The following is a 12,340-nucleotide window of genomic DNA, read 5'->3' as shown; positions in this document are numbered from 1 at the left end:
CATAGTTCCGGATGAGGTGTCACGCCATGGGTCCGGAGCGGCGTTCCCGGCTTCAGCACCACCTCACCAAACGCCAGCGAAAGCCCACATAACTATCGCCTTTACACGATTTTTCGGTGTTCACCGTTAGATCTTTCGACCATGACGCCCTTCCAGCGATATTTGGCAGAAGAAGTGGCACTCGACCACGTAGAGGGCCTGATCTCGCGGCGGGAGGCCCTGCGCCGCCTGGGCCTCCTCGGGCTCGCCCTCCCCGCCGCCACTGCCCTCCTCGCCGCCTGCGGCGCCACCCCGGACACCGACCCGGCGAGCACGCCTACGCCGCTCGCGGCCTCGCCGTCCGGCACGGCCTCCCCCGCGGGCCCGGCCCCGCTGCCCACGCAGGAGATCACGTTCCCCGGCCCGGACGGGACCACCCTGCGGGCCGCCTGGGCGCCCGCCGCCGACCCCAAGGGCGCGGTGCTGGTCATGCACGAGAACCGCGGGCTGACCGACCACATCCGCTCGGTCGCCGGCCGGCTGGCCGCGAGCGGCTACTCGGCCCTGGCGCCCGACCTGCTCTCCCGAGAGGGCGGCACGGCCGCGTTCGCCGACACCGCGCAGGTCACGGCCAAGCTGGGCGAGATCGCCCAGGAACGCTTCGTGGCCGACATGAAGGCGGCCGTCGGCGAGCTGGAGAAGCGGGCGAGGGGCGCCGGGCTGGGCATGATCGGGTTCTGCTTCGGCGGCGGGATGACGTGGCTGTTGTTGTCGTCCGGGGAGACCCGGCTGGCCGCCGCGGCGCCCTTCTACGGCCCGCTGCCCGACGACGCCGACCTGACCGGCACCGAGGCGTCCGTGCTGGCGATCTACGCCGAGCAGGACGACCGCGTCAACGCCACCAGGGACGCGGCCGAGGCGGCGCTGACGAAGGCCGGGCTCACCCACGAGCTGGTGACCGTCCCCGGCGTCGGCCACGCCTTCTTCAACGACACGGGAGCCCGCTACGACGAGCGGGCCGCCTCGCAGGCCTACGACTACGTGCTGACCTGGTTCGGCCGCCACCTGTCCTGACCGGCCGGGCCTGTCCTGCTCAGCCGGGCCTGTGCCGCCCCGGCCGGGCCTGTGCTGCTCGGCCGGGGCGGAAAACGCGAGCGCCGCCCGCGGCGGAGAGCCGGGGCGGCGTCGGTGGCGTGGTGCCGGGGTCAGTCGTTGAGGCGCTGGCGCAGGTAGGAGTCGACCTGGTCGATGGCGATGCGCTCCTGGGCCATGCTGTCGCGCTCGCGGATCGTCACCGCGTGGTCTTCGAGGGTGTCGAAGTCGACGGTGATGCAGAACGGGGTGCCGATCTCGTCCTGGCGGCGGTAGCGGCGGCCGATCGCGCCCGCGTCGTCGAACTCGACGTTCCACCGCCGGCGCAGCTGCGCGGCCAGGTCGCGAGCCTTGGGCGACAGGTCGGCGTTGCGCGACAGCGGCAGCACCGCGGCCTTGACCGGCGCGAGCCGGTGGTCGAGCCGCAGCACCGTGCGCTTCTCCAGGACGCCCTTGGCGTTGGGCGCCTCGTCCTCGGTGTAGGCGTCGATCAGGAAGGTCAGCGTGGCCCGGTCGACGCCGGCGGCCGGCTCGATGACGTAGGGGACGTAACGCTCACCGGTGTCCTGCTCGAAGAAGCTCAGGTCGACGCCCGAGGCCTTGGAGTGGGCGGTGAGGTCGAAGTCGGTGCGGTTGGCGATGCCTTCGAGCTCGCCCCACTCCGAGCCCTGGAAGTTGAAGCGGTACTCGACGTCGACGGTGCGCTTGGAGTAGTGGGACAGCTTCTCCTGCGGGTGCTCGTAGAGGCGCAGGTTGTCCTTGTTGATGCCCAGGTCGGAGTACCAGCGGAAACGCTCGTCGATCCAGTACTGGTGCCACTCCTCGTCGGTGCCGGGCTTGACGAAGAACTCCATCTCCATCTGCTCGAACTCGCGGGTGCGGAAGATGAAGTTGCCCGGGGTGATCTCGTTGCGGAAGGACTTGCCGACCTGGCCGATGCCGAACGGGACCTTCTTGCGCGCCGACTGCTGCACGTTGAGGTAGTTGATGAAGATGCCCTGGGCCGTCTCCGGACGCAGGTAGGCCAGGCCCGACTCGTCCTCGACCGGGCCGAGGAAGGTCTTGAGCAGGCCGCTGAACTGCCGGGGGTCGGTGAAGGTGCCCTTGTTGCCGCAGTTGGGGCAGGTGATGTCGGCCAGGCCGTTCTCGGGCTCCTTGCCGTTCTTCTCCTCGTACGCCTCCACGAGGTGGTCGGCGCGGAAGCGCTTGTGGCAGGACATGCACTCGGTCAGCGGGTCGCTGAAGGTCTCGACGTGGCCGCTGGCCCGCCAGACCTCGGGGGCCAGGATGACGCAGGAGTCGAGGCCCACCACGTCGTCGCGCGACTGGACCATCGACAGCCACCACTGCCGCTTGACGTTGTTCTTCAGCTCGACACCCAGAGGACCGTAGTCCCACGACGCGCGAAGTCCGCCGTAGATCTCGCTCGACGGGTAAACAAGCCCGCGGCGCTTGGCGAGGCTGACGATGGTGTCCATGACGTCGGTGCGTCGTGCCATTTTGGTTGCGTCTCTTTCCGGCTGGAGGTCGGCGAGTGAATTCGATGAGATCCCAGCTTAGGGGACGCTCACCCGGTCTCGCGCGCGAGTAACGCTACGCACCCTCTTGCGTGTACACGTCCTCGTACGCGCTGGGTTCGTTGACCATGAGGATCATCAACGGGTACATGACCATCCTGGAGGCCGACAGCGCCCTGCGGTAGAACCCCGCGCCCTCCCATTCGCTGACCAGCGCCCACAGGTTGGGCTCGTCGACCGAACGGGCCAGCCGCCCGCGGTGGTAACCCGGCTGGGCGGCGAAGGTGTCGAGGATGGTGTGGCCCTGCTTGAGGAAGTCCTGGGACTGGGACTCTGGCACGGTGTATCGGATCACGGCGAGCACCAGCCCAGCCTAGAGGTGCGCACCCTGCTGTCACACGAACTCCCATAGGCTCTCGACGTGGCCTCCAAAAACAAGCGCCCGCTGCCCCAGGGCGAGCAGTTCTTCACGCCGGGCGCGGGCGGCGCGCGCAAGGCCGTCGAGCGGCGCAGCGCGGTCCCGATGACGTTTCTGTTCACGCAGGTGCCCAGGTGGGTGGCCCCCGCCGTGCTGGTGATCCTGCTGCTGGCCGCCTTCGCGCTGGCCAACTGGCTGGGCGGCGTGGCGGCGCTGCTGGTGCTGGCGTTCGTCGGGTGGCTGGCGTACCTGTCGTGGCCGTCGCTGGGCATCGGCGGGCGGCTGCTGCGGGTCGCGATGCTGGTCTTCCTGGCGATCCTGGCCGCTGACCGGTTTGGGGCGTTCTAGGGCGGCCCGCCGGAGATTTTGACAATCATTTTCATTTTCTCCATACTTGAGGGCGTGATGTCCCGTACGCCCCCAATGCGCGCCCTGATCTTCCTCGCCGGAGCAGCCCTGCTGGCCACGTCCGCCTGTGGCGCCGGGGCCGCGGAGAGCACCGAGACCGCCGCGGGCGGCAGGCCCGAGGTGATCGCCGCCTTCTACCCGCTCCAGTGGCTCACGGAGCAGGTGGCCGGGCCCGACGCGAACGTGACCGTCCTGACCGCGCCCGGCGTCGAGCCGCACGACCTGGAGCTGGGCATCCAGCAGATGACCAAGCTCCAGGACGCCGCGCTCACGGTCTACGTCAAGGGCGTGCAGCCGGCCGTCGACGACGCCGTCTCCGCCGACACCGCCTTCGACGCCGCCGCCGCCGTCACGACGATCCCGGCGGGCGGGCACGCCGATGAGGAGGGGCACGCGGAGGAGCACGGCGTCTCCTACGACCCGCACATCTGGCTCGACCCGTCCCGGCTGGCCACGGTCGCCGGAAAGCTGGGCGAGCGCCTGGCCGCCGCCGACCCCGCCCACGCGCAGGCGTACAAGGACCGCGCCGCCACGGCTGCGGGCGTGCTGGGCGGCCTCGACCAGGAGTTCGCCAAGGGCCTGGCCGCCTGCGCCGGCAAGACGCTGGTCACCGCGCACGAGGCGTTCGGCTACCTGGCCGACCGCTACAAGCTCAAGCAGGTGGGCATCACGCTCGACCCCGAGACCGAGCCGTCGCCCAAGCGCCTGTCGGAGGTGGCCGCGCTGGCCAGGTCCGAGGGCGCCACCACGATCTTCACCGAGTCCCTGGTGAGCCCGAAGGTGGCCGAGGTGCTGGCCGGCGAGGTCGGCGCGAAGACGGCCGTGCTCGACCCGCTGGAGAGCAAGCCCGCCGGCGACTACCTGACGGCCATGCGCGACAACCTCAAGACCCTCCGGACGGCGCTGGGGTGTGCGGCATGAGCGAGACGGCCTTCGCGATGACCGGCGGCCGGGTCAGCTTCGACGGCCGGCAGATCCTGCGCGGCGTCGACCTGACCGTGTGCCCCGGCGAGGTCGTGGCCCTCCTGGGGGCCAACGGCTCGGGCAAGTCCACCCTGGTCCGCGCGCTGCTCGGCCTCACCCCGCTGTCCGGCGGCCAGACCCTCCTGTACGGCTCCCCGCCCGCCAGGTTCCGCGAGTGGTGGCGCATCGGCTACGTGCCCCAGCGCCTCCAGGTCGGCGGCGGCGTGCCCGCCACCGTCCGCGAGGTCGTGGCCTCGGGCCGCGTCGCCAGGCAGAGCCGGCTGCGCAGGACCAGCGCGGCCGACCGGGCGGCGGTCGCGCACGCCCTGGACGCGGTCGACCTGACCGGCCGGGCCGGCGACCCCGTGCAGTCGCTCTCGGGCGGCCAGCAGCAGCGCGTGCTCATCGCCCGCGCCCTGGCCGGGGAGCCCGACACGTACGTGATGGACGAGCCCACGGCGGGCGTCGACGCCGAGACCCAGCGGCTCCTGGCCGACACGCTGGGGAGCCTGGTCCGCGACGGCAAGACGATCGTCCTGGTCGCCCACGAGCTGGGCCCGCTGGAGCCGCTGATCACCCGCGGCGTCGTGGTCCGCGAGGGCCGCGTCGCGCACGACGGCGAGCCGCCGCGGCCCGAGGGCGAGTGCGCCAGGCCGGGACACGAGCACCAGCATCCGCACGCCGAGGAGCCGGCCGCCGGCCCGCTGACCGGCTGGCAGGGAGAACCGCGATGATCGACCTTCTGCAGGAGAACCTCTTCCAGCTCGCGCTGATCGCCGCGCTGCTGGTGGGGCTGTGCGCGCCCGCGGTGGGCACGTTCATCGTGCAGCGCAGGCTGTCGCTGCTCGGCGACGGCATCGGGCACGTCGCGCTGACCGGCGTGGCGCTGGGCTTCCTGACCGGCACGGCGCCGGTGCTGACCGCCGTGATCGTCTCGGTGCTGGGCGCGGTGGCGATCGAGCTGGTCAGGGCCCGGGGCCGGACCAGCGGCGACGTCGCGCTCGCCCTGCTGTTCTACGGCGGCATCGCGGGCGGCGTCATGCTCATGGGCATCGCCCCCGGCGGCAGCAACGCCAAGCTGAACTCCTACCTGTTCGGCGCCATCGCCAGCGTCACGCGGGAGGACATCTGGATCATCGGCGCGCTGGCCGTGGCGGTGATCGGGGTGGTCGTCGTCTTCGGCAGGGAGCTGTTCGTGCTCTGCCAGGACGAGGAGATGGCCAAGGCCAGCGGCCTGCCGGTGCGCTTCCTCAGCCTGCTGATCGCGGTCACCGCCGCGCTCACCGTGGTCATCGCCATGCGCGTGGTCGGCCTGCTGCTGGTCAGCGCCCTGATGGTGATCCCGGTGGCCACGAGCCAGCAGCTCACCAGGGGGTTCAGGGCCACGATGGGGCTGGCGATGCTGTTCGGCGTGCTCGCCTCGGTGGGCGGTCTGCTGGCCTCGACGATGTCGTCACGGGTGCCTCCGGGCGCGGCGATCGTGCTTCTCGCCCTCGCCGGCTTCGTCCTGGCCCTGGCTGTCGGTAAATTCGTACGGCGAGGCCGTATCCAGGAGTCCCCAGTGAGCCGGCGACCACATGTCCGTGTCGAGGAGGTCGCATGACGACGAGGCGCGATGCCGTGCACGACACCCTTCGCCGCAGCGAGGGGTTCCGCAGCGCCCAGGACGTCTATGCAGAGATGCGCCTGCACGGCGCGAAGATCGGGTTGACCACCGTCTACCGGGCGCTGCAGGCGCTGGCCGACTGCGGCCAGGTCGACGTTCTGCGCACCGACGAGGGCGAGTCGGTCTACCGGGCGTGCGCCAGCGACGACCATCACCACCACCTGGTCTGCCGCCGCTGCGGGCACACGGTCGAGGTGGCCGGGCCGGCGGTCGAGCGCTGGGCCGAGGCGGTCGGCAGCGACCACGGCTTCACCGAGATCACTCACACGGTCGAGGTCTTCGGCACCTGCTCGTCCTGCTCGGCGCCGGCTCGCGTGGGCTGAGGGCCGCGGGAGCCGTACAGCACGCCGAGCACGACGGCGGCGCACCCGGCGAGCTGCAGCGCGGAGGGCCGCTCCCCCAGCGTGAGCGTGGAGATGGCGACCGTGGTCATCGGCTGCACGAGCAGCAGCAGCGCCGTGAGCGCCGCGGGCTGCCTGGGCAGCGAGTACGTGATCAGCAGCCATCCGGCCACCTGCGGCCCCAGCGCGAGCAGCAGCAGCCACCCGTGCGCCGGCCATTCCGGCGCCAGGTCGGCCCCGCCGAACAGCGGGCTGAGCGCGGCGATCAGCACGGTGGCCACGACGGTCGCGTGCGCCAGCGGCCCCGCCGTCCGGCCCGGCCCGGCCTTCATGAGCAGCAGGTAGGCGGCGTACACGACCGAGGTCGCCAGCCCGGTGACGGCGCCCATGACGGGGTCGAGCCCGTAGGCCGCGCCGTCGAACACCCCGGAGATCAGCACGACCCCGCCGAAGACGATCGGCGTGCTCGCCATGAGCCGGTTGGACGGACGCTCGCGGAAGACGCCCCAGGCGGCGAAGGCCACGATGAACACCTGGAGGTTGCCCAGCACGGTCGCCAGGCCCGCGCCGACCAGCTTGATCGACTGGTGCCAGAACAGCAGGTCGAGCGAGAACAGCACGCCCGCCGCCCAGGCCGGCAGCGCGTTCCGCCAGGGCAGGGGCCCCAGCTTCCGCCGTTCGAGCCAGGCGAGCAGCAACATGGGCGGCACCGCGTACGCGCAGCGGAACAACGCCGACGTCGCGGGCGACGCCCCGGACAGGCGCACCAGGGGCGCGGAGGTGGAGATGATCAGCGCTCCGGCGATCGCGATCAGCACGATACGCCGATATGCACTCACGGAAACCCCCGGAGTCCCATGGGAGAGATACGCTGCGACCACGCTAGAACCGGCCCCGACAGGAGTCAACATGCCGTTTGGCCATGACATGGTGCATTCTTTGGCGACCGTTGTCGACCTGGTCAACACCTCGCCGTCCACCGGCGGCGACGACGGTCTGGCCAGCCTGGCCGAGCTGCAGGCGTTCGTGGAGTCCCGGCAGATCAGCGGCATCGGCGCGCTGACCGCCCGCGACCTCGGCCAGGTGCGCATGGTGCGCGAGGCGTTCCACCGGGTGTTCACGGCCTCCGACGTGGCGAGCGCCGTGCGCACGCTCAACGCCCTGCTCGCCGAGACGCGCATCACGCCCAGGCTGACCGAGCACGACGGCCACCCGCTGCACGTGCACTACTTCGCCACCGACGCCTCCCTGGCCGAGCACGTGGCCGCCGACTGCGGCGTGGCGCTGGCGCACCTGCTGGTGGAGGGCGAGATGGAACGCCTGCGCACCTGCTCGGCCCCCGACTGCGACCGCGTGTTCGTCGACGAGTCCCGCAACCGCTCGCGGGTCTACTGCGACAGCCGCACCTGCGGCAACCGCATGCACGTCGCCGCCTACCGGGCCCGCCGCCGCGCCTGACCGTCCCGCACGCAAACCGCCCGTCCCCGCGACGATCGGGGGACGGGCGGCAGGTGCGGGTGATTCAGGGTGCTTCGCTGGACGTCTGCCACCACGGCGGCTTGGCGGTGGCGAAGACGTCGGAACAGTTGCACGAGCCGCAACCTGGGATCATCGGCCCTCCTTCAGCGTGGGGGAACGGGTTGTACCCGCCTTCACCGGCTCTCAGCCTGACCCTCGTGCCAGAATTCCGGATACCGCCGCGCCGCCACGTCCCTCAGCCGACGTCGCGCCGCCGCAGGGCCAGCAGCCCGCCGGCCGTGAGCGCGGCCGTCAGCGCGAGCAGCGTCAGCTCCGGCACCGTGCCGAACGCCTGCCCCGCCATGATGTTCGGCAGGTAGTGGAACGGCTCGAACGGCGTGCCGCCCCACACCCCGTAGAAGGGGGCGACGACCTGGCCGAGCAGGGCGGTCAGGATCCAGGCCGCCCAGCACAGCGGCACGCTCGCCCGAGGCAGCAGCCCGTAGGCCACCAGGCAGACCGCGCCGAGGCACCACGCCGCCGGTACCTGGCTCAGGGCGGCGGCCAGGAAGCGCGGCGCGGTGCCGGCGAAGTCGCCGAGGAGCGCGGCGTACACGGCGCTGAAGACGAGCGCGGCGAGCGCCGACAGCGCGGCCGTGCCGAGCGCGGCCACCACCAGGTGCCCGGCCGCCCAGCGGACCCGGGTCAGGGGCGTGGCCTGCACCTGGCCGGCGCGGCCCGAGGTCTCCTCCGAACGCAGCCGCATGATCATGAGCACCGGGTAGAGCGCGCCGCAGTAGGCGAGGATCAGCAGGTAGTACCACATGTATCCGTCGAGGGCGGCGTCCGCGGGGACGCCGAGCAGGGTCGTGATGTTGGTGACCACAATGCTCGGGCGGGCCAGCACGTCCTTGGCCAGCGGGCCCATCGCGCCGCCCACCGCCGCGAACGCCGCCGTCCCCGCCGCCCACTTCAGCAGCAGGCCGCGGTGCAGCCGCCAGGCCAGGGCGACCGGGCCGCGCAGCCGGGGGGCCTCCTGCTTGCCCGGCCGTTCCGGCAGCAGGCCCGAGCCGAGGTCGCGGCGGCCGAGCAGCGTGTACGCCAGCGCGCACACCCCCCCGGCGGCCGCCACGGAGACGCCGAGCCACCACCAGCGATCGCCCCGGTAGGCGTCCACCAGGTGGCTCCAGCCGAGCGGTGACAGCACCTTGAGCCACGGCCGGTCGCTCGCGTCGGCGGCGTAGCGCAGGACGTAGGCCAGGCCGAGGGCGTACAGGCCGATGACCGTGGCGGTGCGGGCGTCGCGCGCCAGTTGCGCGGCGACGGCGCCGACGCCCGCGAACACCCAGCCCGCCACCACGACGGCGGCGCCGTAGGCGAGCGTGCCGGCGGGTTCGAGGCCGGCGGCGAGCAGGGCGGCGGCGGTCAGCGCCCCGCCGGTCAGGCTGGTCGCCCCGGCCACCAGCAGGGTCGCGCCGAGCGGCGCCCGGCGGCTCACCACGCCCGCGCGGACCAGCTCGGTCCGGCCCGCGTCCTCCTCCCTGCGGGTGTGCCTGATCACGGTCATCAGGGCGGCGAACGCGTTGATCACGTAGAGGAAGCCGCCGCTGCGCCAGGTCGCCAGCACCTCCAGGCGCGGCTCGACGACCCCGCCGCCGAGCGCCCGGAAGAAGGCGTAGCGGCGGACGACCTCGGTGTAGGCGAGCTTCAGCTCGTAGGTGCCCATGTTGCGGTTGATGTAGCCGACCATGGCCAGGCTCATGGCCACCAGCAGCAGGAACCACCAGGGGGCGATGGCGCGCTCGCGGCGCAGCGCCAGGCGGACGAGCGTCCCGGTGCCTGCGCTCATCGCACGGCCTCCGTCCGCCGGCCGCTCTCGTAGTGGCGCAGGAACAGCTCCTCCAGCGTGGGCGGGCGGCTGTCCAGGGTGCGCACGCCCGCCGCGGTCAGGCGGCGCAGCGCGGGGCCGAGCGCGTCCGCGTCCACGTCGAAGCGCACCCGGCCGCCCTCCTCGCGCAGGTCGTGCACGCCGGGGAGCCCGGCCAGCCCTTCGGCGGGCCGGTCGAGCTCGGCGTGCACGGTGGTGCGGGTCAGGTGACGCAGCGCCGCCAGGGTGCCGCTCTCGACCGCGCGGCCGTCGCGGATGATCGTGACCCGGTCGCACAGCGCCTCGACCTCCGACAGGACGTGGCTGGACAGCAGCACGGTCCGGTCGCCGCGCCGCCGCTCCTCCCTGACGACCTCACGGAACGTCTCCTCCATGAGCGGGTCGAGCCCGGAGGTCGGCTCGTCCAGCAGCAGCAGCTCGGCGTCGGAGGCGAGCGCCGCGACCAGCGCGACCTTCTGCCTGTTGCCCTTGGAGTAGGCCCGGCCCTTCTTGCGCGGATCGAGGCCGAACCGGTCGAGCAGGTCCTTCCTGCGCCCGCGGTCGAGACCGCCACGCAGCCGGCCCAGCAGGTCGATCACCTCGGCGCCGGACAGGTCGGGCCACAGCGTGACGTCGCCCGGCACGTACGCCAGGCGGCGGTGGAGCTCGGCGGCCTCCCGCCAGGGGTCGCCGCCGAGCAGCCGGACACTGCCCGTGTCGGCCCGCGCGAGGCCGAGCAGGATCCGGAACGTCGTGCTCTTGCCCGCGCCGTTGGGGCCCAGGAAGCCGTGCACCTCGCCGGTGCGCACGCTCAGGTGGAGCCCGTCGAGGGCTCTGGTCCGGCCGTACGCCTTGACGAGTGCGGCCACCGAGATGGCGTCGCTCATGATGATCTGCCTCATGACTGTTCGCTCGTACAGTTGACTACCCGAACGAGCAGGACGCTATATCGGCGTATAGTCGTTGTCCAGCGCGGCAGCTCAGCAGGGGTGAACCCCGGGGTGTCTCTAGGAGCCGGTCACCTCGTTGGGGATCGCGCCGCCGTAGCGGCGGTCGCGCTTGGCGTAGATCTCGCACGCCGCCCACAGGTCGCGGCGGTCGAAGTCGGGCCAGAGCCGGTCGAGGAAGACCATCTCGGCGTAGGCCGACTGCCACAGCAGGAAGTTCGAGAAGCGCTGCTCGCCCGAGGAGCGCAGGAACAGGTCGACCGGCGGGATCTCCGGCTCGTCGAGGTAGCGGGCGAACACCTTCTCGCTCACCTTGGACGGCTTGACCCGCCCGGCCGCTATGTCGGCCGCCAGCTTGACCGCCGCGTCGACGATCTCGGCCTGGCCGCCGTAGTTGACGCAGAACTGCAACGTCAGCTTGTTGTTGCCGACGGTCATCTGCTCGGCGCTCTGCAGCTCGGAGATCACGCTCTTCCACAGCCGGCCCGGACGGCCCGCCCAGCGCACCCGCACGCCCATGGCGTTGAGCTCGTCGCGCCGCCGCCTGATGACGTCGCGGTTGAAGCCCATCAGGAAGCGCACCTCGTCGGGCGAGCGCTTCCAGTTCTCCGTGGAGAAGGCATAGGCGCTCAGGTACGGGACGCCCAGCTCAAGGGCCCCCTCGATGACGTCGAACAGCGAGGACTCGCCCGCCTTGTGCCCTTCGGTGCGCGGCAGGCCGCGTGCCTTGGCCCAGCGGCCGTTGCCGTCCATCACGATGGCGACGTGCCGGGGCACGAGGTCACGCGGGATCGGCGGCGGGGTCGCGCCTGACGGATGAGGGGTCGGAGGCCGGACGTTCACGCATGCTCCCTTTCGACGTGTCGCAGAGAGCGTATTCCGTGTTCCAGATGCCATTGCAGATATGCGGCCACCAGACCGCTGCACTCGCTGCGGTGGCGCGACTCCGAGGCGTCGGCGGTGGCCCAGTCGCCGCGCAGCAGCGCCGTCATGAGCCCGATCGTCTCCCCCGCCGGCACCGCCGAGCCCGCCGGACGGCACGCCCCGCACACCACGCCGCCCGCGACGATGGCGAAGGCCCTGACCGCCGGGGCCTGGCATTTGGCACACGCCTCCAGCGCGGGCGCGTACCCGGCCACCGCCAGCGAGCGCAGGAAGTACGCGTCGAGGACCAGCCTGGCCTCGTGGACGCGTTCGGACAGTGTGCGCAGGCCGCCGACCAGCAGCAGGAACTGCCGCAGCGCCGGCTCCTTCTCGCCGTGGGTCAGCCGGTCGGCCGTCTCCAGCATGGCGCTGCCGGCGGTGTAACGGGGGTAGTCGACGGCCAGCGCCTCGCCGTAGGGCCTGATGGTCTCCGCCTGGGTGATCACGTCGAGCGTGCGGCCGGTGTGGAGCTGGAGGTCGACGTGCGTGAACGGCTCCAGCCGCGCGCCGAAGCGTGACTTGGTGCGGCGCACGCCCCTCGCCACCGCCCGGATCTTGCCGGTGCGCTTGGCCAGAACGGTGACGATGCGATCGGCCTCACCGAGTTTCTGCGTCCGCAGGACGACGCCTTCGTCGCGGTAGAGACTCACTTGCCCATCTTACGGCCGCACGCGCGGCATGTTCCGGGCATGCTCTGGTGACGCGAGTTTGCCCTGCCGTCACTAGACTTTGACGTCTGTCCCCGCATCACCCGTTGTTC

General features: G+C 71.9%; 14 protein-coding genes. 7 read left to right on the top strand and 7 right to left on the bottom strand.

All coding sequences use genetic code 11. The features are described from left to right. Window positions 1-141 precede the first annotated feature (141 nt). Window positions 142-1,053, top strand: coding sequence for a dienelactone hydrolase family protein (locus ABZ459_RS34570; RefSeq protein WP_357979396.1), 912 nt, complete (start codon window positions 142-144; stop codon window positions 1,051-1,053). Between the two features lie 131 nt (window positions 1,054-1,184). On the opposite strand, the gene ABZ459_RS34565 is transcribed toward ABZ459_RS34570, so the two are convergent. Then, window positions 1,185-2,570 carry a glycine--tRNA ligase gene (locus tag ABZ459_RS34565; RefSeq protein WP_357979394.1) on the bottom strand — a complete coding sequence of 462 codons (1,386 nt, stop codon included), beginning with the start codon at window positions 2,568-2,570 and terminating at the stop codon, window positions 1,185-1,187. 94 nt (window positions 2,571-2,664) lie between these two features. Continuing rightward, window positions 2,665-2,952, bottom strand: a complete 288-nt coding sequence (locus ABZ459_RS34560; RefSeq protein ID WP_357979392.1) for an antibiotic biosynthesis monooxygenase — start codon at window positions 2,950-2,952, stop codon at window positions 2,665-2,667. Between the two features lie 57 nt (window positions 2,953-3,009). Between ABZ459_RS34560 and ABZ459_RS34555 the strand changes: the two genes are divergently transcribed. Genes ABZ459_RS34555 through ABZ459_RS34535 form a run of 5 tightly spaced genes read left to right on the top strand, consistent with a single transcriptional unit; the run spans window position 3,010 to window position 6,366 of the window. Then, a complete protein-coding gene (locus tag ABZ459_RS34555) occupies window positions 3,010-3,354 on the top strand; it encodes a DUF6703 family protein (RefSeq protein ID WP_357979390.1) in 345 nt (114 codons plus the stop codon). A 57-nt stretch (window positions 3,355-3,411) separates the two neighbouring features. Next, entirely contained in the window at window positions 3,412-4,335 is a 924-nt protein-coding gene (locus ABZ459_RS34550) for a metal ABC transporter substrate-binding protein (RefSeq protein WP_357979600.1), read from the top strand. Beyond that, entirely contained in the window at window positions 4,332-5,111 is a 780-nt protein-coding gene (locus ABZ459_RS34545; protein ID WP_357979388.1) for a metal ABC transporter ATP-binding protein, read from the top strand. Before ABZ459_RS34550 ends, ABZ459_RS34545 begins: the two co-directional genes overlap by 4 nt. Continuing rightward, window positions 5,108-5,980: a metal ABC transporter permease gene (locus tag ABZ459_RS34540; RefSeq protein WP_357979386.1), complete on the top strand. Its 873-nt coding sequence runs from the start codon at window positions 5,108-5,110 to the stop codon at window positions 5,978-5,980. Before ABZ459_RS34545 ends, ABZ459_RS34540 begins: the two co-directional genes overlap by 4 nt. Next, window positions 5,977-6,366: a transcriptional repressor gene (locus ABZ459_RS34535; RefSeq protein WP_352323403.1), complete on the top strand. Its 390-nt coding sequence runs from the start codon at window positions 5,977-5,979 to the stop codon at window positions 6,364-6,366. Before ABZ459_RS34540 ends, ABZ459_RS34535 begins: the two co-directional genes overlap by 4 nt. Here ABZ459_RS34535 and ABZ459_RS34530 read toward each other — a convergent pair. Continuing rightward, window positions 6,306-7,202, bottom strand: coding sequence for a DMT family transporter (locus ABZ459_RS34530; RefSeq protein ID WP_357979384.1), 897 nt, complete (start codon window positions 7,200-7,202; stop codon window positions 6,306-6,308). The two genes, ABZ459_RS34535 and ABZ459_RS34530, sit on opposite strands and share 61 nt — an antisense overlap. Before the next feature lie 112 nt (window positions 7,203-7,314). On the opposite strand from ABZ459_RS34530, the gene ABZ459_RS34525 reads away from it, so the two are divergent. Further along, window positions 7,315-7,842 (top strand): CGNR zinc finger domain-containing protein, encoded by a 528-nt coding sequence (locus ABZ459_RS34525; RefSeq protein WP_352323427.1) that lies wholly within the window; start codon window positions 7,315-7,317, stop codon window positions 7,840-7,842. Between the two features lie 256 nt (window positions 7,843-8,098). Here the strand turns inward: ABZ459_RS34525 and ABZ459_RS34520 are convergent, their stop codons facing one another. The 4 genes from ABZ459_RS34520 to recO form a co-directional block, all read right to left on the bottom strand. Next, a complete protein-coding gene (locus ABZ459_RS34520; RefSeq protein ID WP_357979383.1) occupies window positions 8,099-9,691 on the bottom strand; it encodes a polyketide antibiotic transporter in 1,593 nt (530 codons plus the stop codon). Continuing rightward, window positions 9,688-10,596 carry an ABC transporter ATP-binding protein gene (locus ABZ459_RS34515; protein WP_357979381.1) on the bottom strand — a complete coding sequence of 303 codons (909 nt, stop codon included), beginning with the start codon at window positions 10,594-10,596 and terminating at the stop codon, window positions 9,688-9,690. Before ABZ459_RS34515 ends, ABZ459_RS34520 begins: the two co-directional genes overlap by 4 nt. Window positions 10,597-10,716: 120 nt before the next feature. Then, the gene (locus tag ABZ459_RS34510; RefSeq protein ID WP_357979379.1) at window positions 10,717-11,499 is read right to left on the bottom strand and encodes an isoprenyl transferase; all 783 of its coding nucleotides are present in this window, start codon (window positions 11,497-11,499) and stop codon (window positions 10,717-10,719) included. Then, window positions 11,496-12,230: a DNA repair protein RecO gene (gene recO, locus ABZ459_RS34505; RefSeq protein WP_357979377.1), complete on the bottom strand. Its 735-nt coding sequence runs from the start codon at window positions 12,228-12,230 to the stop codon at window positions 11,496-11,498. The genes ABZ459_RS34510 and recO overlap by 4 nt, the downstream gene beginning before the upstream one ends. Window positions 12,231-12,340: the final 110 nt, after the last annotated feature.

Source organism: Nonomuraea sp. NPDC005692 (assembly GCF_040631115.1).
GTDB lineage: Bacteria > Actinomycetota > Actinomycetes > Streptosporangiales > Streptosporangiaceae > Nonomuraea.
This window is presented reverse-complemented; position numbering and strand designations above follow the sequence as displayed.